Origin of the sequence: Brevibacillus migulae, assembly GCF_004521915.1 — a bacterium.
GTDB lineage: Bacteria > Bacillota > Bacilli > Brevibacillales > Brevibacillaceae > Brevibacillus_F > Brevibacillus_F migulae.
This window is the reverse complement of the sequence record NZ_SDKD01000009.1, coordinates 156,691-180,141: the sequence shown is the minus strand read 5'-3', so window position 1 is coordinate 180,141 and position 23,451 is coordinate 156,691. Positions and strand designations below refer to the sequence as shown.

The following is a 23,451-nucleotide window of genomic DNA, read 5'->3' as shown; positions in this document are numbered from 1 at the left end:
TCATGCGAGCAGCTGTGATCGTATTTCCGGGTTCCAATGCAGACGTAGATATGTTTAACGCTGTCGAAGATATCATGGAAGCTCCAGTCGATTATGTCTGGCACAGTGAAACTGATCTTTCGGCTTATGACGTAATCTTGCTGCCCGGCGGTTTTTCCTACGGTGACTACTTGCGCTGCGGCGCGGTGGCTCGTTTTTCGCCGGTCATGGAGCAAGTCGTCAAGGCAGCCGAAGCAGGCAAGCTGGTCATGGGTGTGTGCAACGGATTCCAGATCCTTCTGGAAGCAGGTCTTTTGCCAGGAGCGATGCTGCGCAACACCTCGCTGAAATATCGCTGCAAAATCTCCCCGTTGCGTGTGGTGAATGCGGATACGCCATTTACCCGCGATTATGCGGCGGATGAGATCATTGATATCCCGATCGCCCATGGCGAAGGTAACTACTACTGTGATGAAACGACGCTTGCCACGCTGCAAGCGAACAACCAGATCGTGTTCCGCTATGAAGGCGAGAATCCGAATGGTTCCGTTGACAATATTGCGGGCATCTGCAACGAACGGGGCAATGTCCTCGGGATGATGCCTCACCCGGAACGCGCCGTCCACACGTGGATGACATCCGCTGACGGAAAACGCGTTTTCACCTCGATCTTGAAAACATGGAGGGAACAAAACAGTGCCACAGCTCACGCATAAAGAACCGACTCCGGCGCAAATTGCCGAACAACGCTTATATGCTGAAATCGGATTGACGGATGAAGAATATGCTCGTGTCGTAGAATTGCTGGGCCGTCAGCCCAACTGGACGGAAACCGGGCTGTACAGCGTGATGTGGTCCGAGCATTGCTCCTATAAAAATTCGAAGCCGGTGCTCAGACGCTTCCCGACCAAAGGTCCGCGCGTCCTGCAAGGACCGGGTGAGGGGGCAGGGATCGTCGACATCGGTGATAACCAAGCCGTCGTTTTCAAAATCGAAAGCCACAACCATCCTTCCGCGATCGAGCCTTACCAAGGGGCTGCGACAGGCGTAGGCGGGATTATCCGCGATGTGTTCTCCATGGGTGCTCGTCCGATTGCGCTCCTGAATTCCCTGCGTTTCGGCGAGCTGGATAAGCCGCGCGTACAATATTTGTTTGAGCATGTCGTAGCGGGGATCGCTGGTTATGGCAACTGCATCGGGATTCCGACGGTGGGCGGCGAAGTGAATTTTGATCCGACCTACGAAGGAAATCCGCTGGTTAACGCGATGTGCGTAGGCTTGATCGATCATGAGAAGATCCAAAAGGGTGTCGCCAAAGGTATCGGCAACCCAGTGATTTATGTAGGGGCGAGCACTGGTCGTGACGGAATTCACGGCGCGACATTCGCCTCCGAAGAATTGAGTGAGCAATCGGAGAAAAAACGTCCTGCGGTACAAGTGGGCGATCCGTTCATGGAAAAGCTGCTGCTGGAAGCATGCTTGGAGCTGATCGATACGGGTGCAGTCGTAGGGATTCAAGATATGGGTGCGGCGGGTCTGACCAGCTCCAGCTCGGAGATGGCGTCCAAAGCGGGCAATGGCATCGAGATGAACCTCGATCTCGTGCCGCAGCGTGAAGCGGGCATGTCTGCCTATGAAATGATGCTGTCCGAGTCGCAAGAGCGCATGCTGCTTGTCGTGGAAAAAGGCCGTGAAGCAGAAGTATATGCCATCATTGAAAAATGGGGCCTGCATGCGGCCGAAGTCGGAAAAGTAACCGACGACGGAATGCTGCGCCTCATTCATCAAGGCGAAGTCGTGGCGAATGTGCCAGTAGACAGCTTGGCCGAGGAAGCGCCGGTTTATCACAAGCCTTCCAAAGTGCCTGCTTATTATGAGCAAAACGCAACGATCGATCCTGTTGCGCAAATTTCCGAGCCAGCAGATCTGAATGCGACACTCAAGCAAGTGCTGAGCCAAGCGACGATTGCCAGCAAGGAATGGGTGTACGAGCAATACGATCATATCGTCCGTGCGGCGACAGCGGTCACCCCTGGTTCCGATGCGGCGGTGGTCATGATTCGCGGTACACGCAAAGCATTGGCGATGAGCACGGATTGCAATGGACGCTATGTCTACCTCGATCCAGAGGTGGGCGGTGCGATTGCGGTTGCCGAAGCGGCGCGCAATGTCGTCTGCTCCGGTGCCGAGCCGCTTGCGATCACCGACTGCTTGAATTTTGGCAGCCCGGATAAGCCTGAAGTATTCTGGCAGTTTGAAAAGTCCGTGGACGGGATGAGCCAAGCTTGTCAAGCGCTGAATGCGCCAGTCATCGGCGGGAACGTATCTTTCTATAATGAACGCAGCGGGGACGCGATCTATCCGACCCCTACCGTAGGGATGGTAGGTCTGATCACCGATATTGATCATATTACAACCCAATCCTTCAAGGATGAGGGCGACGTTGTCATCCTGTTGGGTGAAACATTGGCAGAGCTGGGCGGCAGCGAGTATCAAAAGCTCGTTACTGGCAGCATCTCCGGCCGTCCGCCGCAAATCGATCTGAACAAGGAAGCAGCCCTGCAAAAGCTGGTCTTGACCGCGATTCGCCAAGGTTTGGTCAAGTCCGCGCACGACCTGTCCGAAGGTGGTCTAGGTGTAGCGGCTGCAGAAAGCAGCTTTGGCAAAAAAATCGGAGCGACTCTTTCCATCGATACAGAGCTTCGCGCAGACGTTGCGCTGTTTAGCGAATCACAGTCTCGCGTACTGCTCAGTGCAGCGCCAGAGCATGCCGATGCCGTATTGCAATTGGCTCGGGAACTGGGAGTGCCGGCACACAGCATCGGAAAAACGGGCGGCGATCGCCTGGTGGTGACCATTCAAGGTAAAGAAGCAATCAATGCACCAGTAGCTGAATTACACGCTGCCTGGAAGGATGCGATTCCATGTTTGATCGGATAATCTGGGATAAATTGAATGAAGAATGCGGTGTGTTCGGCATCTATAACCACAAGGAGGCGCCCCAGTTGACTTATCTGGGGCTGCACGCCCTCCAGCATCGCGGTCAGGAGAGCGCAGGCATGTGCGCTTCTGACGGGGAGAAGTGGTATAAGCACCGTGGGATGGGGCTTGTCTCCGAAGCTTTTGGCAAGGGAGATCTGGAAAAGTTCGGCGGTCACATTGCCATCGGTCATACTCGTTATACGACAGCAGGTTCCAGCAAGATTGAAAATGCGCAGCCGCTCTTTTTCCGCTATGCACAAGGCGGAATGGCGGTCGCCCATAACGGGAATCTGGTCAATGCTTCGGCTTTGCGCAAAGAGCTGGAGCAAAAAGGCTCGATTTTTCAGACGACCAGTGACACCGAAGTCATCGGACACCTGATCGCCCGGGCAAAAAGCAAAGAATTGCCGGAAGCCGTCAAAGAGGCACTGCAGTATATCAAAGGAGCGTACGCTCTGTTGGTCATGAATGAGCGTCAGTTGGTCATCGCACTGGATCCGAATGGGCTGCGTCCGCTGTCGCTGGGGCGTCTCGGCGATGCGATCGTCGTAGCCTCCGAGACTTGCGCTTTCGATATCGTGGGAGCGGAGTACTGGCGCGATGTGCAGCCAGGTGAACTGATCGTCATTGATGAGGCGGGGATTCATACCGGTACTTTTGCCGAAAAGACACAGCGTTCCATCTGTACGTTTGAATATATTTACTTTGCCCGCCCTGACAGCGACATCGATGGCATTAACGTGCATATGGCCAGAAAACGTCTGGGCAAGCAGCTGGCGCTGGAGGCACCGATTGAAGCCGATGTGGTGACAGGTGTGCCGGATTCCAGCATTTCTGCGGCGATCGGCTTTGCGGAAGCGACAGGCATCCCCTATGAGCTGGGACTCATCAAAAATCGTTACGTAGGCCGCACATTTATCCAGCCAACACAGGAACTGCGCGAGCGCGGCGTCTATATGAAGCTGTCGGCTGTGCGTAAAGTCGTAGAGGGCAAACGGGTCGTCATGATCGATGATTCCATCGTTCGCGGCACCACAAGTGGCCGTATTGTCCGCATGCTGCGGGAAGCAGGCGCCACGGAAGTTCACGTGCGCATCAGCTCGCCGCCGGTCATGAATCCATGCTATTACGGGATCGATACCTCTTCCCGCGAGGAACTGATCGCTTCTTCGCAATCTGTAGAACAGATCCGACGCTTTATCGGTGCTGATTCGCTCTCCTTCTTGTCTGTGGAAGGCATGATATCCGCGATTGGCCGTGAAGATCACGAATCACCAAATCAAGGGCACTGTCTGGCTTGCTTTACCGGCCAGTATCCAACCGAAATCGAATTCGAAGCGGCGCTGCCCGCACACAAATGTGATTGAGAGGGACATACTCATGAGTGATGCGTACAAACAAGCCGGTGTTGATATCGCGGCAGGCAACGAAGCCGTGGAACGGATGAAAAAACATGTAAAACGCACGTTTCGCCCGGAAGTGTTGACCGATTTGGGCGGTTTCGGCGCTTTGTTTCGCCTGAATGCGAAAAAATATGAAAATCCTGTCCTGGTCTCGGGCACGGATGGTGTCGGCACCAAGCTGAAAATCGCGTTTGCCATGGATCGCCACGATGCAATCGGTATTGATGCGGTTGCCATGTGCGTAAACGATGTCGTGGTGCAAGGTGCAGAGCCGCTCTTCTTCCTCGATTATCTGGCCTGTGACAAGGTCATTCCGGAAAAAATCGAAGCGATTGTGAAAGGCATTGCGGATGGCTGTGCACAGGCAGGTTGCTCCCTGATCGGTGGAGAAACGGCAGAAATGCCCGGGATGTACGCGGAAGGTGAATACGATATCGCCGGCTTCACCGTTGGCGTGGCTGACGAGAGCAAGCTGATTACGGGCAAAAACGTCACTCCTGGTGATGTGTTGATCGGCATCGCCTCGAGCGGTGTGCACAGCAACGGCTTCTCCTTGGTCCGTAAAGTATTGTTGGCCGATCAAGGCTTGAAGCTGGATCAGCATGTGGATGAGCTGGGGAAAACACTGGGTGAAGAGCTGCTCACTCCAACGAAAATCTATGTGAAACCACTGCTTGCCCTGCTGGAGAAATATGCAATCAAGGCCATGGCGCATATCACGGGTGGCGGCTTTACCGAGAATATCCCGCGTGTTCTTCCGGAAGGGACACAAGCGGAGATCCAGCTTGGTTCCTGGCCGATCCTGCCGATCTTCTCCCTGGTAGAGCGTGCAGGGAACATCAGTCGCGAGGATATGTTCCGCACCTTCAATATGGGAATTGGCATGGTACTCGCCGTCAAAGCGGAAGAGGCGGAAGACATCATGGCGAGCCTGCGTCAGTACGGAGAAGACGCCTATGTGATCGGTCGAATCGGCACAGGTGACAGAACCGTGAGCTACGGCGAGGTGGCAGTGTGAAAAAGCTGGCCGTCTTTGCATCCGGGAGCGGTTCCAACTTCGAGGCGATTGTAACCGCCATTCAGGAGGGAAAGATCCGTGGCGCGGAAGTAGTCCAGCTGGTTTGTGACAAACCGCAGGCGCATGTGCTTACGCGTGCGGAGCGTCTGGGGATTCCCGTCCTGGTACTTGATCCAAAGAGCTTTCCGGATAAAGCAGCCTATGAGCAGCGGATCGTGGAAAAGCTTGGCGAGCTGCATGTCGATCTGATCGTGCTTGCAGGGTATATGCGCTTGGTAGGCGAAGTGTTGCTCACCAGCTATGAAGGGAAAATCATCAATCTCCACCCGTCGTTGCTGCCGTCTTTCCCGGGAAAAGCGGCGATTGCGCAGGCGCTTGACTATGGCGTGAAGGTAACAGGTGTGACCGTCCACTTTGTCGATGCGGGGATGGATACTGGCCCGATCATCGCGCAAAGGTCTGTTCCGATTGTGCAGGGGGATACGGAGCAATCATTGGCTGCGCGTATCCATCAGGAGGAACACTCGCTGCTCGTTGCGGTTGTTCAGGCTCTGGTAGATGAACGGGTTCAGCTGCATGGGCGTATGGTAACGGTAAAAGAACCGATATAAACAGAGGTGTCGACCGTGTGGGTCGGCACTTCTTTCTATTTGGAAGAAGTGGTGCCGCAGAAATGAACGGGTAAAAATGTGAACAAAATAGGACAAATCAATGTGTTTGCATAAATGGAAGGCATTAGGATGTAGAACGATGTCGAAAAAACAACTAAAATGACATATATCACAGGTAAGTAAGAAGGAAGTAATCATGATTCCAAAATCCGGTGTTACGTTACGTTTTGTTTTGATTGCGCTTGTCATTTTATCCATTTTGTCGATGCTGGTTGTATCCGCTTTTTCCGCTCTTCAGGCAAATAAACAATCACTCATACAGAGCTATCTCGAAAGCAACAAACAATATGCTCAGAAATTATCCTTTACGACCGGCAACATCCTGCAAATCATGCAGAATCATTTGGAGGATGTCTCCCTGCAAGCTGAACATCACAGCTACGAAGAAGTTCAGCGTCTGATCGACAATTCTTGGACTTCCCGAAATGTTTATTTCAATTCGATGGTCGTGGTGGACAGGGATCTCATCATTCGGGCGATCAGTCCGGAATTCACCGGAGCGCATGTAGGGGACCAGCTGACGTCCGAGGCAGCAAGGACGGCGGTCATGCAGAAGCGTCCGCTGGTGTCAGCTCCTTTTAAAGCAAAAACGGGAAGAATGATCATCCTGGTGTCAATGCCGATCATGGATCGAACTGGCGAGTACAAAGGGTTTGTAGGCGGCACGATTTATCTTCAGGAAGATAACGTATTGAGCAAAACCTTGTCCAAACACTTTTACGACAATGGTTCCTATCTGTATGTGGTGGATAAAACGGGCCAGATTATCTATCATCCGCAAAGTGAAAGGATCGGGGACGATGTCAGGATGAATGAAGTTGTCCAAAAGGTGCTGGCAGGCCAGTCCGGCGCACAGCAGGTGATTAACAGCCAGGGCGAATCGTTTTTGGCGGGCTATGCCCATGAAGAATACAGTGGATGGGGCATCGTCTCGCAGACGCCGTCATCCATCATCTTTGAACCGTCCAAGGATTTGGTCTTCGAAATGATCAAGCTGGGGCTTCCGTTTTTTATCATCATCATGATCGTTGCTGCATTTGTCGCCCTCAAGATTTCGAAGCCGCTGTATCTGCTGGCGAAGATGGTGGAGGAGGCAACGGTTCATAAAGGGCAAATCAATACCGAGCTTCCCGAGATCCATTCCGGTATTTATGAAGTCAAGCAGTTATTCCAAAGCGCAAAGCTGGCTTTGGAAACCATTGATCATCGCATGCATCAGCTGCACATGGACATACAGACGGATGCTTTGACCGGATTGGCCAATCGCCGTACGTTTGATCAAAAGATGAAGGAACATCTGGAAAGCCACACTCCGTTTTCCCTGATCTTTTTAGATATTGATTCTTTCAAAAAGGTGAATGATACCTTTGGTCATTTAACCGGAGATGAGGTTTTGAAATACTTGGGGGGAATGATGTCCGAGCTGACCCGCCCCGGCGACTTGTGTTTCCGTTACGGGGGAGAGGAGTTCGCCATTATCGTACCTTACGGGGATCGAGACATTGCCAGGGATGTAGCGGAGCGTTTGCGCTCAAAAGTAGAGCTCACGCAAAGTCCCACAGGCCAACCAATCACGATTTCCCTGGGAATCGCCATTTATCCAGAACATGGGGCGGATGCCGCCGAGATCATCCAGCATGCCGATCAGGCTATGTACCAATCAAAAGCACAAGGAAGAAATCAGACAACGATATTCTCTAAGGAATAAACGAAAGCAGCAAGAAACCCCTGACCCACTTCAAAAGAGTGAATCAGGGGTTTCTTTGCGACCAGCTATTCCATCATCCGCGTCAGTTTTCTCGAGAACAGGAGCAAGATCAATCCAAGCCCAATCACGGAAAAACCAATCAGGCTGAAGACTTCGCTGTAGCCCAGTGACTCTGTGAAAGCTGCCAGCTGACCGGCCAACACATTGGCCAAGCCCGATCCGGCAAGCCATACGCCCATCAAGAGGGAAGCGAAGCGGATTGGCGCGATTTTACTCACCATCGACAAGCCGACCGGTGACAGGCACAATTCCCCGAGCGTATGCAGGAAATAGGTCAGAACGATGAACGTGATATTGGCTTTCGCCACAATGTTGGTGTCATCGCTGCCGGTAATCCAGATCGCTGGCAGCAGGACGAGGAAGCCTAGCCCCAGCAAAATCATTCCGAGCGCCATTTTGGTCGGAATGCTCAGATCGCGATTGGAGCTTGCAAGCTTGATCCACAATGCCGACAGGATCGGTGCCAGCAGGACGATGAACAAAGGGTTCAGTGATTGGAACCAGGAAGTCGGCACCAGCCATCCTCCGATTTCCCTGTCGATAAAGGTGTCTGCATAGATGGTCAGCGAGCTTCCGGCTTGTTCAAACCCAGCCCAGAAAAAGACCACAAAGCAGACCAGGATCAAGATGACAGCAGTCCGCATTTTTTCCTGTTTGGTCAAAGGCGCATTTGCTGCTGCGGTATTATGATTGGTCTGAGCAGGTTTGCCGGTAGGTGCTTTTCCGATGTCACCCAAATATTTATTGCCCAGCGTATTGAAAATGACCTGCCCGATAATCATCCCGATGGAAGCGGCCAAAAATCCGTATTTGAAACCGAAGTGCTCGACACCGTCCACGACGGTTTTAAAGTAATCCTCGGCCAAAAATCCGCAGATCAACGGAGCAAAGAACGCGCCGACGTTAATGCCCATGTAGAAAATCGTGAAGGCAGCGTCCCGGCGTTTGTCATTTTCGGTATACAGCTCCCCGACAAGAGTAGAGATATTCGGCTTGAAGAAGCCATTCCCGATAATTAAGAAAGCGAGTCCAAGATAAAAACCGGTTGTATTGTTGAGGGCAAACAAGGCAAAGTTCCCCAAGGCCATCAAAATACCGCCGATGGTAATCGCAGTTCTCCTGCCGATAAACCGGTCGGTCAAATACCCGCCGATCAGTGGGGTAATGTAGACAGCACCGGTAAAGAACCCGTAAATGCTCATGGCATACGCTTTGTCAAAGCCAAGGCCCCCGCTAATCAAAGAGGTAGTTAGATATAGTACCAGAATGGCCCTCATGCCATAGTAACTGAATCGTTCCCACATCTCCGTGAAAAATAACAGGTAAAGCCCCGGAGGGTGTTTCTTGTTGTGTGGATCCTCAAGGTGAACAGCATCAGATGCTCCCATGGTATCCCCTCCCGTAAAAAGTATTCAGAATCACGTAAAAAATTTTAACGTTAAATTAAATTTAGGTCAAATGTATGTTTCACAAACAGAGGTATTTATAGGCTTGTCAGTTATTTTGGGATTGATTCATGGAGCGGAAAGTTATTTATTCCCAAACCATTTTAGGGTTCCCCACATATAGTAAATGGAGCTTGCACATGGGAGGGAATGCAATTTGGCTGATATGATGGGAGACCTGCTGGGAAAGCTGAGCAGAAAAACGGGTCGAGAGTGGACCATGCTGGACTTGCTTAGACTGGCCCAAAAGCTGCCGGAGTTGCAGAAGGATGGGAATGCAGACGGTTTGTTCGCGGAATTGGGCGAAATGGGATTGGAGCTGCCGGAAGAAACGAAGGAGAAAGTAAAAGATAAGCTTGCCAACGGTGGAGTTTCCCAACAGCAGGCCGCACAGATGCTCGACGATATCTCCGAAAAAAAGGTGGAAAAGGTATCGGCCCGAAAATCGGTTGTGAAGAAAAAATCATCCAGTAAAAAAAGAAAGTAAGCAAAAACAGCCGATCATGCGGAAGCATGGGGGCTGTTTTTTAGTGGATACAGTGTGAAGCTGGGGCTGTCCGCTCCGAAGTGAACCGCCGCCCTTACTTTCCTTCCCTCGCTACCATGTACGGATAACGAATTTTTTTATATGTACGAAAGGTGCGATGGTGCCAAGTTTTCTCGGTAATAACCTTGAAGATTACGTACATTTATGCTTTAATATCAGTATATTGTTCGTGTTTTGTCCAATGAAGATAGCGGGAGGTTCTTTTTGTGACGAAGAAAAAAGCGCTGATCAGTGTTTCTGATAAGACGGGACTGGTTCCCTTTGCCCGCCAGCTGTCCGAGCTGGGAGTCGAGATCATTTCGACGGGCGGAACAGCGGCCCTGTTGAAAGAGGCAGGCATTCCGGTAATCGGTATATCCGAAGTAACCGGGTTTCCGGAAGTGATGGATGGACGGGTAAAAACACTGCATCCTGCGATCCATGGCGGCCTGCTGGCTGTGCGAGACAACCCGGTGCATGTGCAACAAATGAACGAACAGGAAATTGAGCCGATTGATTTGGTGATTGTTAACCTATATCCTTTTAAGGAAACGATCTCCAAACCTTCCGTAGCGTTTTCGGAAGCGATTGAAAATATTGATATTGGCGGTCCGTCCATGCTGCGCTCTGCCGCAAAAAATCATGCATACGTGACGGCAGTTGTAGATGCCGCGGATTATGACACCGTACTCGCGGAATGGAAGGCGTATGGCAATACGACGCTGGAAACCAGGCAGCGTCTGGCGGCGAAAGTGTTCCGTCATACAGCCGCATACGACGCAATGATTTCCCGTTACCTCAGCCAACAGGTGGGGGAAACCATGCCAGAGAGCTATACCGTTACGTATGAAAAGGTAATGGATATGCGCTATGGCGAAAACCCGCACCAAGCGGCGGCGTTCTATGCAGAGCCGTTGGCCGGGAAAACCAGCATTGCCAAAGCGGAGCAGCTGCATGGAAAAGAGCTTTCCTATAATAATATTAATGATGCGGATGCAGCACTTGCGATTGTACGGGAATTTGCGGAGCCTGCGGTAGTGGCGATCAAGCATACGAACCCATGTGGGGTAGGGATCGGCTCGACGATTGCAGAGGCTTACCGCAAGGCGTATGAAGCAGATCCGGTTTCCATTTTCGGCGGCATTGTCGCAGCAAATCGGACGATTGATGGTAAAACGGCACAGATGCTTCGAGAAGTATTTTTGGAGATCGTGTTGGCCCCAGATTTTACCGAAGAAGCGCTTGAAATTTTGAAAGAAAAGAAAAATCTGCGCCTGCTCCGTCTAGATATCATGGCGGAAGCAGGAAGCACACAGGAAAGTCAGCTTCGCATTGCGCCAGTTGTCGGTGGCGCATTGATCCAGGAGTATGACCGCAAACAGATTGGCGCAGAGGATCTGCAGACCGTGACGGAGCGTCAGCCTACACAGGAAGAGCTGGAGCAGCTGCTGTTTTCCTGGAAGGTCGTCAAGCATGTCAAGTCGAATGCGATCGTACTGGCTCGCGACAACATGACGATTGGCGTCGGTGCAGGGCAAATGAATCGTGTTGGTTCTGCCCGGATCGCGATCGAGCAGGCAGGGGAGAAAGCAAAAGGGGCCGTTCTCGCATCCGATGCGTTTTTCCCGATGCCCGATACGGTAGAAGAAGCGGCAAAAGCCGGCATTACCGCGATTATTCAACCGGGCGGCTCCGTCCGCGATCAGGAATCCATCGACGCCTGCAATCGTTATGGCATTGCGATGGTCTTTACGGGAGTTCGTCATTTCAAGCATTAATCGATTGGCTTTATCGATTGTCTCTATGGAAATCTCCTCTCGGCTCAAAGGGATGTTATGAGTGAGAGGAGCTAAGGAGGATCAGTATGAACGTATTGGTAATCGGCGGCGGCGGACGAGAGCATACCATCGCCTGGAAGCTGACGCAGAGTCCCAAAGTGAAAAAGATATACTGTGCACCGGGGAACGGCGGAACGGCCCAATTTGCCCAGAATGTGCCCATTGATGTTCATGACTTTGCCGGACTTGCGCAGTTCGCCAAAGACGAAGGGATCGACCTCACCATCGTCGGACCCGAGGATCCGTTGTTTGCAGGCATTGTCGATTTTTTTGAGCAGCGCAATTTGCCGATCTATGGTCCCCATGCGGATGCGGCCAGAATGGAAGGCAGCAAGTGTTTCGCGAAAAAAATGATGAGCCGCTACAACATCCCGACAGCACGCTACGAATCGTTCATTGACTATGAATCTGCGCTTGCGTACGTACGGGAGCAGGGAGCTCCGATCGTGATCAAGGCGGACGGATTGGCTGCAGGAAAAGGAGTCGTGGTGGCCGAGTCGTTGGAGGAAGCCGAAAACGCTTTGTTTGACATGATGAAGACCGGCTCTTTTGGTGAAGCGGGGGCACGTGTCGTGATCGAAGAGTGCATGCGGGGAGAAGAATTAACCTTGCTGTCCTTCGTGGATGGGGAAACGGTCAAACCGATGATTGCCTCGCAGGACCATAAGCAGGTATTTGACGGGGACAAAGGACCGAATACGGGCGGTATGGGCACCTATGCGCCTGTCCCGCAAGTATCGGCTGCCCTCATGGAGCAAATCGTGGAGACGATCGTCAAGCCGATTGCCAAAGGGATGGTACAGGAAGGATTTCCGTTCAAAGGGGTCTTGTACACCGGATTGATGCTGACTGCGGTAGGTCCAAAGGTAGTTGAATTCAACGTGCGTTTTGGCGATCCGGAAACCCAGGTGGTATTGCCGCTGCTTAAAACCGATCTGGTCGATATCGTGCTGGCAACCATCAGCGGAGAGCTCGCGTCCTTGGATATTCAGTGGAAAGAGGGAAGTGCGGTTTGTGTCGTCATGGCCGCCCCTGGTTATCCTGGCGAGTATCCAAAAGGAGCGGTAATCGAAGGGCTCGCGGACGCAAAGGCGGATGACAATGTGTTTGTATTCCACGCGGGAACCAAGCAAGCAGATGATGCCGTCGTGACCAATGGGGGACGCGTATTAGGCGTAACGGGAATTGGGAACGGCTTGATTGAAGCGCGGGATGCCGCTTATGCCGGTGTGAAAAAGCTTCGGTTCGAAGGCGCCCATTACCGGACCGATATCGCTGCCAAAGCGCTTCGCCGCGTATAGGAACGGACGAATCAAGCGAAAAGAAGGGAAGTACCGTCTTACTGGCGGTATCTTCCCTTTTTTGCATTTGCGTGGTAGAGGAAATAACCAATGGCTGCGAGTGAGCCGATGGCCAACGCCAGCACAAAAAAATTGTGCGAAGCCCATTCGTACAGAGGTGTCCCTACAAGCATACGGAGTACCTCCTAGGTGTAATTTGGATAGATGCGCTCGTCCGCTCGGTAGGCATCGGATGGTCGGTGCTGGTGCTCATGATAGGCAGGAGTGGTTGTCCCTTGGCCAGCCAAGTAGTCCTTCAAGTCGTTTTCGATTTGTTGATCCTGTTGGGAAAGGCCTTGCTTAGCTTGGGAGGTTCGAGTCTCTGTGCCGACCATGTTTTGTACTGCCTTGGCGATCATGGTGTCTGTAAAGGATGAGGTTGCTTTTGTCCCTTCCTTTTCATCCGTTCCTTGCAGATTCCCGCGCGTGTTGGTTCCGATCGCATCAAGCATCGGGCAGTAGCGCGTAATGCCTTCCGCGACCTTCATGGCGGAGAGCGTCATTAACACCCATGGGGTGCGCCCGGTGCGTCTGCTCATTTTGCCGATCCCGTATGCCAACCCCAAAAGTCCCATGGTAATACGAATAGTTGCATCTATCGTGCCGACGTTTTTGCGCAAGTCGGTTCTCCTCCTTCAAGTGCTTGGATATACGTAGTGTGCACAGTGGATCGGAAAACACCCAAGGAAAATGTTGTCGCACCTCTCCGGATGCTTTAGTTAAATAAAGTAATGATATAATTAATTGATTTATCATTCGATCAATTTAAGATCAATATGTCCATCGTAAATAGACACGATAAAAATAATTTTCTATCTTGTATATTTTTTAATTTATCTTACAATATTCAATAACCAAGCTATTTCTGGGCTTTTTTCACGGTTTTGCAGGGCCGCTCTCACACCTGAGACCTATCGGAGAAAAGAGACAGATGGTGCAGAAATATAAAAATAAATAAAGTAAAGGGGGATTCAATTGGTCAAAAAGAAATCGTACATCGCATTATTATCAGCCGCGTTGGCGGCAAGCGTTGCCTTGACTGGCTGCGCTGGCGGATCGCAAAATGCTGGTGGAAGCAATGCCGGTGGCGGTACTTCTGCCGAGCAAGGGTCTGCATCAGGTGGAGCTGCTAATGGCGGCAAAATTTTAATCGCAACACAAACACCTTTGTCAGGCAGTCAATCTTCTCTGGGGGATGCGATCAAAACGGGTGCTGAATATGCGCTTTCGCTCCGTCAGGAAGAATTCAAAAAAATGGGTTTTGATTTGCAATTGTTCCCACAGGACGACCAAGCTGACCCGAAAATCGGCGTGTCTAATGCGGAGATGCTTATCTCCAACCCCGATGTAATGGGAGTTGTCGGACACTTGAACTCCGGGGTGGCCATTCCTTCGTCGGTAAAATATGAAGAGGGCAAGTTGGTCATGGTGTCTCCGGCAAATACGGCGGTTACCTTGACAGAAGAAGGAAAGAAAACCGTTCACCGCATTTGCGCACGCGACGACGCGCAAGGACCGAAGGCGGCAATTTACGCGAAAAACTCCCTCGGGGTCAAAACCGCTTTCCTGATTCATGATAAGACCGCATACGGACAAGGGCTTGCGGATCAGGTAAAAGCGCAATTTGAAAAAGATGGCGTTACCGTCCATGGCTATGAAGGCATCACCCAAGGGGAAAAAGACTACAGCGCCGTGCTTAATCAAGTCATCGCAAAGAATCCAGACATCATTTTTTATGGTGGTTTATATCCAGAAGGCGGTATTTTGATCAAGCAGGCACGAGAAAAAGGTTATAAGGGATATTTTATGGGTGGCGACGGCTTGGACTCTTCTGATATGATAAAGATTGCGGGAGATGCCGTTGATGGAGTGGTCTTCACATCGGTTGCCGGCGACGTGGAGCAGACCGCTGAGGGTAAGAAGTGGGCGGAGGAGTATAGAAAAGTGACCAAGAAGCCGCTTGAAACATACTCCGTATACGGCTACGATTCGATGAACGTTATCCTCAACGGTTTGGAAGAAGCGATAAAGGCAAACGGTGGCAAAAAGCCTACTCGCGAACAGGTGCTTGAGGCGGTTCACAATACGAAAGATTTCCAAGGTCAATTTACCAAGGTCACTTTCGATGAAAAAGGGGACAACGCAAGCGCCGATGTCTTTATCTACAAGTATGAAAAAGGTAAGGACAGATCAACATTTGTAGGAAAAGCAGAATAAGACGCACTACACCAACGAATTTTTCTACGCAGCCTCAACTGATCATAAAAGGGGCAACACGAAGGTGTTTGCCCCTTGTTTTGTCGGTCGGAATTGATTGAAAATTGCGATCGAGCCGCGGGCAACTAAGGCCCCGCCATAGCTTGGCGGACCCTAGTTTTCTTTATGGTCCAGAGAGGTTTATCAACAAAGTACTAAAAGGAAATGAGGGATACGAGAGTGCTGCTGAGCATATTACCTCAAGTATTAGTCGACGGCTTGACGCTTGGCTTTATGTACGCGGTTGTGGCATTGGGCTACACAATGGTGTACGGGATTTTGGAATTTATTAACTTTGCCCATGGTGAAATCTTCATGGTCGGCGCGTTTGTCGGTACAGAAGTCTTGTTGATCGCCGATGCCATGGGTTCCTTGGAAGGGATGAATCCTTATTTTGCCCTCATCTTGATTCTCGTAGTCGCGATGGCGGTGACAGGAGCGCTGGGGGTAGGGATTGAAAGAGTTGCGTATCGTCCGTTGCGAGGAGCTCCCCGACTTATCCCGTTGATTTCAGCGATTGGCGTATCTTTCTTGCTGCAAGACCTGGTACGCTTCACTGAAGCGGTAGCGCGCAACGAGTTTTATCTGAATAGTCCGATCTTATTTAATGGTTCCGTAAATCTGGGTATTGCTACTATTCCGCAAAAAGCACTGATTGTAATTGTAATTGCGATTCTTATGATGATGATCTTGTCTTTCTTTGTAAACAAAACAAAATGGGGAATTGCCATGCGGGCGGTTGCTCAGGACCAATCCACCGCTTCGCTGATGACGATAAACGTTGACCGCGTGATCATGCTGACCTTCTTGATCGGTTCCAGCTTGGGCGGGGCAACCGGTGTATTGTTCGCGCAAAACTACGGGACGATCGATCCGTACATTGGCTTTATTCTCGGTTTGAAAGCGTTCACGGCTGCCGTGCTTGGCGGTATCGGCAATCTGCGCGGCGCGATGGTCGGCGGTGTCCTGCTGGGCTTGCTGGAATCCCTGGCCGGCGCTTACATGGGGCCGCTTACTTCCGGTGCATTCGGGGCAGAATATAAGGACGTATTTACGTTCAGTATCTTGATTCTCGTGCTTTTGTTCAAACCAGAAGGACTGTTTGGCGAAGCAGTCAAAGAGAAAGTGTAGGTGAGAGCGAGTGGCAAAGAAATGGTTATCGTCGTTTAAAGGAATTCCGCTGCTCATTACCCTTCTGTGGATCGTTGGCTTCTCCGCTGCGCTCTTTTTCGCGGAGCGATCCGTAACGGCGTTTATCGGTGTGTTGTTTTCGATTATCGTAATCTATTACACCAATTCTCAGAAAAATGTTAAATTGCTCCTCGGGGCACTGGTGCTGCTAGTCATTATCCCCGTCGTTGCGGGGGACAACCGCTATTACATGGAGGTTGCTTCCCAAGTCGGGATCTACGTGGCGATGGCGCTTGGCCTGAATATCGTAGTTGGTTTTGCCGGTTTGTTGGACATGGGGTATGTTGCCTTTTTTGCAGCCGGTGCTTACGCCTACGCCATTTTTGCGACTTCGCAGGCAAACGAGTTCATTCCGGGGGACATCTTTCCGCTATCCGGTGAATGGTTCTGGCCTTTCCTGATTGTCGGACTGATCGTCGCCGCTATATTCGGGATCCTGCTGGGCTTGCCGGTGTTACGGGTAAAAGGGGACTATCTCGCCATCGTAACGCTTGGTTTCGGGGAAATTATCCGAATTATCTTTAACAACCTGGATAAGCCGATCAATATTACGAATGGTCCGCAGGGTCTGACCCCGATCGCATCACCGGAGCTGTTTGGCATCAAGATGAACACGCCATTCTACTTCTATTTCATTGTCTTGGTCGTGATCGCCTTCATCGTATTGGCGAACGTTCGCTTTGAGCATTCCCGACTGGGGCGCGCTTGGATCGCCATTCGCGAGGACGAGCTGGCTGCCCAATCGATGGGGATTTCTCTCTTGAATACAAAGCTGACCGCATTTGCCATTGGGGCATCGTTCGCGGGTGTCGTAGGTGTCATTTTCGCGGCGAAGCAAACCTTTGTCGATCCAACATCGTTTACATTGATGGAATCGATCGGAATTCTCGTGATGGTCATTCTCGGGGGCAGCGGAAGTATCCCGGGTGTCGTTCTCGGTGCTGCATTTGTAACCGTCCTGCAGGTACAGCTGTTGAAGGAGTTTTCCAACTTCCTGCACCAGCTGCAATCGGCCGGGATTATCGACCTGCCGAACCAGCTGGATCCATCGAAATTCCAGCGTTTCATCTTTGGTCTCTTGTTGATTCTCGTGGCGCTGTATCGTCCGAATGGATTGATTCCGGCCAAGCGTAAGAAAAATGATATCGATAAGATTAAAAACAGTGACTATAACAAAGAACCGCAGGGCATTCTGGCCAAGATCAGCCAGAGCAAATAAGACCGCACTAGGAGGGAATCAAGATGGCAATCTTGGAAGCGAACGGCTTAACGAAGCGATTCGGTGGCTTGGTCGCCAATCAGGATGTGACAGTTAAAATTGAAAAAGGTACCATCACGGCAGTCATCGGCCCGAATGGTGCGGGGAAAACCACATTTTTTAACATGATCACGGGCTTCTATGTACCGGATGAAGGCGATATTTTGCTGAACGGGAAAAGCATCAAAGGACTGCGTCCCGATCAAATCGCCGGACGCGGCATCACCCGTACTTTTCAAAACATCCGGCTGTTTAAAGACATGACCGCGCTGGAAAACGTGCTGGTAGGGATTCACACCCGTTTGAACGCCGGTATCTTGGGGATCTTGTTCAACAGTAAAAAAGTGCGTCAAGAAGAAGAGCGTGCGCGCGTGGAAGCATACAAATTGATGGAGTACGTAGGGATCGAGCACATTGCCAATGAAAAAGCAGGCAGCTTGCCCTATGGCTTGCAGCGTCAGTTGGAGATTGCCCGCGCACTAGCCACCAATCCGGAAATCATTTTGCTGGATGAGCCGGCTGCGGGGATGAACCCGCGTGAAACGGTGGAGATGACAGACTTTATCCGCCGCCTGAAACGCGAGCTGGATTTGACCATTATCCTGATTGAGCACGATATGAAGCTGGTCATGGGACTGAGTGAGTATATCCATGTACTCGATTACGGACGCAAGATCGCGGAAGGTACACCGGATGAGATCCGCAACAATCCAGCGGTGATTGAGGCGTACCTTGGCAAAAGCGCGACGGAAGCGTCGTAAGAGGGGGGAGAGAACGATGGCGCTTTTAGAGCTGAAAAACATACACACGTACTACGGCGGAATTCACGCTTTGAAGGGTTTGTCCATTGAGGTGGAGCAGGGTGAAGTCGTTACCCTGATCGGATCCAATGGTGCAGGCAAATCCACGACATTGAAAACGATCTGCGGCCAGACACGTGCGCGTGAAGGCAGCGTCCATTTCAATAATCAGGACATTACGGCGATGCGGACGCATGACATCGCGAAGCTGGGCATTGCCCACGTACCGGAAGGGCGCCGCATTTTCCCGAAGCTGACCGTTCGTGAAAATCTCGAAATGGGTGCTTTCTCTGTAACGGATAAACAGCTGATCGAAGAAGGGATCGAGCGGGCATTCAAGTATTTTCCCCGTTTGAAGGAACGGATCAATCAAAAGGGCGGCACGATGTCCGGGGGCGAGCAGCAAATGCTGGCGATCGCTCGCGGCCTGATGATGAAACCGAAAATTTTGATGCTCGATGAACCGTCGATGGGTCTCGCGCCTATCCTGGTTGAGCAGATTTTCGAAATCGTCACGGAATTGAATCGGGAAGGGATGACCGTCCTCCTGGTGGAGCAAAACGCGAATCAGGCGTTATCGGTCGCCCATCGCGGATATGTGATCCAGACTGGGGAGATTATCCTGAAAGATGATGCAGAAAGCCTGCTTGCGAATCCGCAAGTACGCGAAGCATATTTGGCTTAACTTATTCTTATGCCGGTGGACATTCCTTTGTCCATCGGTTTTTTATGTAGCTGTGGTGGAGGGAGAAGCGAGTTTTCCAGGCTAGGCTCAGGCCTGCGTCCGCATGGATGACGCACTGTCCGCTCCACACCGATTCCGTGGGAATGGCAAAAAGTAGGACAGCATCGGAGTGTGTTCAAGTTTGCCATTCGGATCCACGGAATCGGTGTTCCGCTGAGTTGGACGCAGACAAGTCGCTACGCCTGAAAAACTCGCTTCTCCACAGCAATTGTGTCCTTTTTCGTACATTGAAAGAAAGTTCTCATTTCGATTAGGCTTTGTTAAGATAATGCATAGCAATAGCTTGACCTTTTCTATCGAGGTCAGCGAAAACATGCATTTCGGGTCAGGAGGACATGGTGTTGGAGATCACGCCGCGTATTCGGGAAGAAAGTGACATTCCGCTGTATCGACAGCTTTATCAATATTTTCGGGAAGAGATTCAAGCGGGCAGGATGCAGTCGGGGAGCAGGCTTCCTTCGGTTCGTGGGCTTGCTCAGCAGATCAATATCAGCAAGACAACGGTGGAGCTTGCGTACCATCAGCTGCTGGCGGAAGGGTATATCGAGAGTCGGGAGCGCAGCGGCTTTTACGTAGTCGAGGTCGATGCGTTTCTGGAGGAAGACGAAGCGCAGCCGCAGGTCTTCGAGTCGACGGCTGTTCCTGTGGATGAGCAGACCTTCCGCTATGATTTTCATATGGCTCGCATCGATTTGGATTATTTCCCGTTTGCCATCTGGCGGAAGTTTTCTAATCAAGTCCTGCGGCCGGAATCCAAAGAATTGTTTCTATATGGAGATCGTCAGGGCGAGCTGGGGCTGCGCGTGCAAATCGCCCGTTATTTGCATCAGGCGCGAGGCGTTGACTGCAAGCCCGAACAAATCGTGATCGCAGCCGGCACACAGCTGGCAATCTTGCTGATCTGTCAAATGATCGGCATGAACGGTCAGGCCGTAGCGATGGAGGAGCCGGGATACCAGGATGTGCGCCAGACCTTTTTGCAGTTCGGCTTTCAGGTAAAGCCGATTTCCCTGGAAGAGGACGGACTGGACGTGGAAGAGCTGAGGGCGAGTGGGGCTCGCGTCGTCTATGTCACCCCTTCTCATCAGGAAACGCTCGGAATGGTGATGCCGTATGCGAAGCGGATGAAGCTGCTGCAATGGGCGGAGGAGACCAATAGCCTGATCCTTGAGGACGACTACGATGGCGAATTTCGCTATCGCGGCAAGCCGATCCCTTCCCTGCAAAGCCTGGATAAGCGAGGCAACGTGATTTACATGGGGACCTTCTCCAAATCGCTGCTGCCTGCCATCCGGCTGAGCTATATGGTGCTGCCCCCCCAACTGGCCGAAAAGTTTCGCGAGCAATCGATGCTGTTCGACCAGACGGTATCGCGGCTGCATCAAAAGACATTGGAGCTGTTCATGGCCAGCGGTGAGTGGGAGCGGCACATCCGGAAAATGCGGGTGATCTATCAAAAGAAGCACGAAATCATGCTGCAGGCGATCAAGCAATCGTTTGGCGAGCACGTCGCCGTGACCGGACAAGGTGCGGGTCTTTCCATTACGCTGGAGGTCTATAGCCACAAAAGCGCCGAGGAGCTGGTAGAGCTTGCGAGACAGGCGGGCATACGCGTATTTAGCACCGATCGAAAATGGATGAATCCGCCGGCTGGCAGACTGCCGACCTTTCAGCTAGGCTTCGGCGGGATTCCGTTGGAGGAGATCGAGCAAAGTGTCCAGCAGTTGGCACAGGTATGGTCTCCTTACTTTATCCAATCGTAGACGTCTGGTTAGAGGATCGACAGGTAAAGAGAGAAAAACGATGGAGGGAAAAAAGGAGTGGACTGGACGTTATTTTGCCAAGGGATGAGGCAAATCATTCCGGTGGCGGCCGCGGGTGTCGTGGATGGCTTGGTATTCGGCATTTTGGCCAGACAATCGGGCCTGGGGGTCACGGAGGCGATGCTCTTGTCGCTACTGGTCAATGCCGGATCGTCGCAATTCGCAGCTGTTGGTTTTTTTGCCCAGGGAGTTGTCGGCTGGCCGATACTGGTCTCCACCGCACTCTTGAACGCGAGGCATCTCTTGTATGGGATGTCACTCGGCCCGTCATTTCGCGATACGGCGCCCTGGAAGCTGTCCCTGATGGCTGGTTTTCTCAATGATGAGACCTATGCGTTAAAAGCGACCTATTTGTCAGAGGGCAAGCCGAAAAGTCTGTCGTATTTTTTCGGGGCAGGACTGGTGGATTACGGGATTTGGTGTGCGTGTACGCTCGGGGGAGCGATTTTTGGCGCGGTTATCTCTCATCCGGAGCAGTATGGTCTTGATTTCGCCTTTGTCGCCACGTTTTTGGGCTTTTTGGCGGTGAATATGCTATCGCGCTTTCACCTGCTGGTAGCGGTATGTGCAGGGGCAGCCGCTTGTCTTGGTTATTGGTGGCATGGAATGGCAACCGCTGTCATCGCAGGCACGCTGGTCGCGGTGATGATTGGAGTGGTGAAGCGTGAATGAATCGATTTTGATCACGATCGTACTCATGGGGCTCATCACCTATTTGACGCGTTTTCCGCTGTTGGTCATCAGCTCCCGGATCGCACTTCCCGCTTGGTTGAAAAGGGGGTTGATGATGGTTCCGATCGGTGTGTTCACGTCATTAACGGTACCAGCACTTTTCTTTCACACCCAAGACGGACGCTGGAGCGAGGAGTATCTGGTGGCGGGGATCGTGTCGTTGGCGGTAGGCTTGTGGAAACGGCAGATTGTCTATTCGCTCCTGGTGGGGATCTTATGGATCGTTCTCTATCGCAATCTATTCTAGATTCTTCGATTAACCACGATGAAAGAAAGAAGCACCTGCGTTCATATGCAGGTGCTTCTTCGCTTTTCATAGCATAGGCGGAGCGCCGATGATTACTTGCTTGCTTCACCAACGAACTCTGCTTTTTCTTTGCCATAACGGTAAATGTATACTTGGGAGAACTTGTTGTCGCCTTTTTCGTCAAACGTAACCTTGGTGAATTGACCGCTGAAATCGGTTGTGCCACGGACCGCATTCATCACTTGCTCACGGGATGGCTTTTTACCGCCGTTTTCCTTGATCGCTTTTTCAATGCCATTCAGGGCAACCAGCGCAGCATCGTAGGCGAAAGCGGAGAAGGCGCCAGGATCTTTCCCGAATGCAGCTTTATACTTTTCTACCCATTTCTTGCCTTCTTCTTGGGAACGAATATCTCCTACAACCGTTGCATAGATGATTCCTTCGGCTGCCGGGCCAGCGATTTTGTACATATCATTGGACTCCAGTCCTTCGCCGCCCATGATGGTGCCTGCAAAGCCTTTTTCTTTTGCTTGCTTAGCGATGATGCCAGCCTCAGCGTACATGCCGCCGAAGAAGACCAGGTCAGGTTTTTGCGCTACCAGCACATTGATGACAGAGCTGTAATCTTTTTCGCCTGCAGTGACACCTTCATAGCCAAGCTCTTGGACGCCCAGATCTTTGAAAGCTTTGCGGACCTCGTCAGCAAGACCTTGACCATAAGCGGTTTTGTCATGCAGGAAATATACAGACTTGATGCCGAGCTTTTCTTTGGCATACTTGGCAGCGGCCGGAGCAATCTGGTCATTGCGAGCTACCAGACGGTTAACTGATTTTTTTCCTTCTTCGGTCAATTGAACCCCTGTGTTAGCCGGGGAGACCATGGCCAGCTGGCCTTCTTCATATTTTACGGAAGCAGGAATCGCCACACCCGTATTGTAATGGCCGACTACGGCGAGCACATCCGCGTCCGAGATCAGCATTTCTGCATTGGAGACGCCAATTTTCGGGTCAGCCTGATCATCCTGCGGGAACAGCTGCAAATCAATGCCGAGCTTTTTGAAATCTTCTGCACGATCTTTCACGGCGAGTTCAGCGCCGAGCTTGATGCCCTCGCCTTCCAACGATTGGGGACCGGAAAGCGGGCTTTGCGTAGCGATCTTAATAACGCTTGTACCTGCTTGCGCGCCGTTATTTTCACCGGTTGTTCCGCCGGCGTTATTGCCAGCACCGCCTCCTGCGCCGCAAGCTGTGAGAAGAGCACCTGTTAAAATGGCAGATAGAAGGAAAGCACTTTTCTTTTTCTTCATGATGTGACCCCCTGTATTTCTAGTAAATATGCTTGTCCCTAACATAACAAGTGAAACCGCTTTCGTCAACAACTTACAAAAACTGACACCCGCATGGGCAGGCGTCTTTTGCGGTCAAGCGG

21 protein-coding genes are annotated in these 23,451 nt (G+C 51.5%); 17 read left to right on the top strand and 4 right to left on the bottom strand.

Annotated elements, in window-relative coordinates:
• Window positions 1-2 precede the first annotated feature (2 nt).
• The 6 genes from purQ to EIZ37_RS12675 all read left to right on the top strand — a co-directional run bounded on the left by purQ (window position 3) and on the right by EIZ37_RS12675 (window position 7,761).
• The gene (gene purQ / locus EIZ37_RS12700) at window positions 3-695 is read left to right on the top strand and encodes a phosphoribosylformylglycinamidine synthase subunit PurQ (protein ID WP_134684977.1); all 693 of its coding nucleotides are present in this window, start codon (window positions 3-5) and stop codon (window positions 693-695) included.
• Window positions 676-2,919 carry a phosphoribosylformylglycinamidine synthase subunit PurL gene (purL, locus tag EIZ37_RS12695; protein WP_134684976.1) on the top strand — a complete coding sequence of 748 codons (2,244 nt, stop codon included), beginning with the start codon at window positions 676-678 and terminating at the stop codon, window positions 2,917-2,919. Before purQ ends, purL begins: the two co-directional genes overlap by 20 nt.
• Window positions 2,904-4,328, top strand: coding sequence for an amidophosphoribosyltransferase (gene purF / locus EIZ37_RS12690; protein WP_134684975.1), 1,425 nt, complete (start codon window positions 2,904-2,906; stop codon window positions 4,326-4,328). The genes purL and purF overlap by 16 nt, the downstream gene beginning before the upstream one ends.
• A 13-nt stretch (window positions 4,329-4,341) precedes the next feature.
• Window positions 4,342-5,382 (top strand): phosphoribosylformylglycinamidine cyclo-ligase, encoded by a 1,041-nt coding sequence (gene purM, locus EIZ37_RS12685; protein WP_134684974.1) that lies wholly within the window; start codon window positions 4,342-4,344, stop codon window positions 5,380-5,382.
• On the top strand, window positions 5,379-5,993 hold the full coding sequence (gene purN, locus EIZ37_RS12680; RefSeq protein ID WP_134684973.1) for a phosphoribosylglycinamide formyltransferase: 615 nt from the start codon (window positions 5,379-5,381) through the stop codon (window positions 5,991-5,993). The genes purM and purN overlap by 4 nt, the downstream gene beginning before the upstream one ends.
• 196 nt (window positions 5,994-6,189) lie before the next feature.
• Entirely contained in the window at window positions 6,190-7,761 is a 1,572-nt protein-coding gene (locus EIZ37_RS12675; RefSeq protein WP_134684972.1) for a sensor domain-containing diguanylate cyclase, read from the top strand.
• Between the two features lie 65 nt (window positions 7,762-7,826).
• On the opposite strand, the gene EIZ37_RS12670 is transcribed toward EIZ37_RS12675, so the two are convergent.
• Window positions 7,827-9,209 carry a peptide MFS transporter gene (locus EIZ37_RS12670; RefSeq protein ID WP_134684971.1) on the bottom strand — a complete coding sequence of 461 codons (1,383 nt, stop codon included), beginning with the start codon at window positions 9,207-9,209 and terminating at the stop codon, window positions 7,827-7,829.
• 214 nt (window positions 9,210-9,423) lie between these two features.
• Between EIZ37_RS12670 and EIZ37_RS12665 the strand changes: the two genes are divergently transcribed.
• The 3 genes from EIZ37_RS12665 to purD all read left to right on the top strand — a co-directional run bounded on the left by EIZ37_RS12665 (window position 9,424) and on the right by purD (window position 12,931).
• On the top strand, window positions 9,424-9,753 hold the full coding sequence (locus EIZ37_RS12665) for a hypothetical protein (RefSeq protein WP_134684970.1): 330 nt from the start codon (window positions 9,424-9,426) through the stop codon (window positions 9,751-9,753).
• A 266-nt stretch (window positions 9,754-10,019) separates the two neighbouring features.
• The gene (gene purH, locus EIZ37_RS12660) at window positions 10,020-11,570 is read left to right on the top strand and encodes a bifunctional phosphoribosylaminoimidazolecarboxamide formyltransferase/IMP cyclohydrolase (protein ID WP_134684969.1); all 1,551 of its coding nucleotides are present in this window, start codon (window positions 10,020-10,022) and stop codon (window positions 11,568-11,570) included.
• A gap of 86 nt (window positions 11,571-11,656) precedes the next feature.
• Window positions 11,657-12,931 carry a phosphoribosylamine--glycine ligase gene (purD, locus tag EIZ37_RS12655; RefSeq protein WP_134684968.1) on the top strand — a complete coding sequence of 425 codons (1,275 nt, stop codon included), beginning with the start codon at window positions 11,657-11,659 and terminating at the stop codon, window positions 12,929-12,931.
• A 38-nt stretch (window positions 12,932-12,969) separates the two neighbouring features.
• Here the strand turns inward: purD and EIZ37_RS26550 are convergent, their stop codons facing one another.
• Both EIZ37_RS26550 and EIZ37_RS12650 read right to left on the bottom strand, forming a co-directional pair.
• Window positions 12,970-13,104 carry an EYxxD motif small membrane protein gene (locus EIZ37_RS26550; RefSeq protein ID WP_268898746.1) on the bottom strand — a complete coding sequence of 45 codons (135 nt, stop codon included), beginning with the start codon at window positions 13,102-13,104 and terminating at the stop codon, window positions 12,970-12,972.
• 12 nt (window positions 13,105-13,116) lie between these two features.
• The gene (locus tag EIZ37_RS12650) at window positions 13,117-13,590 is read right to left on the bottom strand and encodes a YgaP family membrane protein (RefSeq protein ID WP_134684967.1); all 474 of its coding nucleotides are present in this window, start codon (window positions 13,588-13,590) and stop codon (window positions 13,117-13,119) included.
• A gap of 355 nt (window positions 13,591-13,945) precedes the next feature.
• Here EIZ37_RS12650 and EIZ37_RS12645 point away from each other — a divergent pair, with 355 nt between their 5' ends.
• The 8 genes from EIZ37_RS12645 (at window position 13,946) to EIZ37_RS12610 (ending at window position 22,022) form a co-directional block, all read left to right on the top strand.
• Window positions 13,946-15,187, top strand: coding sequence for a branched-chain amino acid ABC transporter substrate-binding protein (locus EIZ37_RS12645; RefSeq protein ID WP_134684966.1), 1,242 nt, complete (start codon window positions 13,946-13,948; stop codon window positions 15,185-15,187).
• A gap of 273 nt (window positions 15,188-15,460) precedes the next feature.
• A complete protein-coding gene (locus EIZ37_RS12640) occupies window positions 15,461-16,357 on the top strand; it encodes a branched-chain amino acid ABC transporter permease (RefSeq protein WP_407921138.1) in 897 nt (298 codons plus the stop codon).
• Window positions 16,358-16,367: 10 nt separating this feature from the next.
• Window positions 16,368-17,636, top strand: coding sequence for a branched-chain amino acid ABC transporter permease (locus EIZ37_RS12635; RefSeq protein WP_134684964.1), 1,269 nt, complete (start codon window positions 16,368-16,370; stop codon window positions 17,634-17,636).
• Between the two features lie 23 nt (window positions 17,637-17,659).
• On the top strand, window positions 17,660-18,436 hold the full coding sequence (locus EIZ37_RS12630) for an ABC transporter ATP-binding protein (RefSeq protein WP_134684963.1): 777 nt from the start codon (window positions 17,660-17,662) through the stop codon (window positions 18,434-18,436).
• Window positions 18,437-18,452: 16 nt separating this feature from the next.
• Entirely contained in the window at window positions 18,453-19,160 is a 708-nt protein-coding gene (locus EIZ37_RS12625; protein ID WP_134684962.1) for an ABC transporter ATP-binding protein, read from the top strand.
• A gap of 395 nt (window positions 19,161-19,555) precedes the next feature.
• Entirely contained in the window at window positions 19,556-20,983 is a 1,428-nt protein-coding gene (pdxR, locus tag EIZ37_RS12620; protein WP_328591358.1) for a MocR-like pyridoxine biosynthesis transcription factor PdxR, read from the top strand.
• A 57-nt stretch (window positions 20,984-21,040) separates the two neighbouring features.
• Window positions 21,041-21,715 carry an AzlC family ABC transporter permease gene (locus EIZ37_RS12615; protein WP_134684960.1) on the top strand — a complete coding sequence of 225 codons (675 nt, stop codon included), beginning with the start codon at window positions 21,041-21,043 and terminating at the stop codon, window positions 21,713-21,715.
• Entirely contained in the window at window positions 21,708-22,022 is a 315-nt protein-coding gene (locus EIZ37_RS12610) for an AzlD domain-containing protein (protein WP_235827985.1), read from the top strand. The genes EIZ37_RS12615 and EIZ37_RS12610 overlap by 8 nt, the downstream gene beginning before the upstream one ends.
• A gap of 92 nt (window positions 22,023-22,114) precedes the next feature.
• Here the strand turns inward: EIZ37_RS12610 and EIZ37_RS12605 are convergent, their stop codons facing one another.
• Window positions 22,115-23,329 (bottom strand): branched-chain amino acid ABC transporter substrate-binding protein, encoded by a 1,215-nt coding sequence (locus tag EIZ37_RS12605; protein ID WP_134684959.1) that lies wholly within the window; start codon window positions 23,327-23,329, stop codon window positions 22,115-22,117.
• Window positions 23,330-23,451 lie beyond the last annotated feature (122 nt).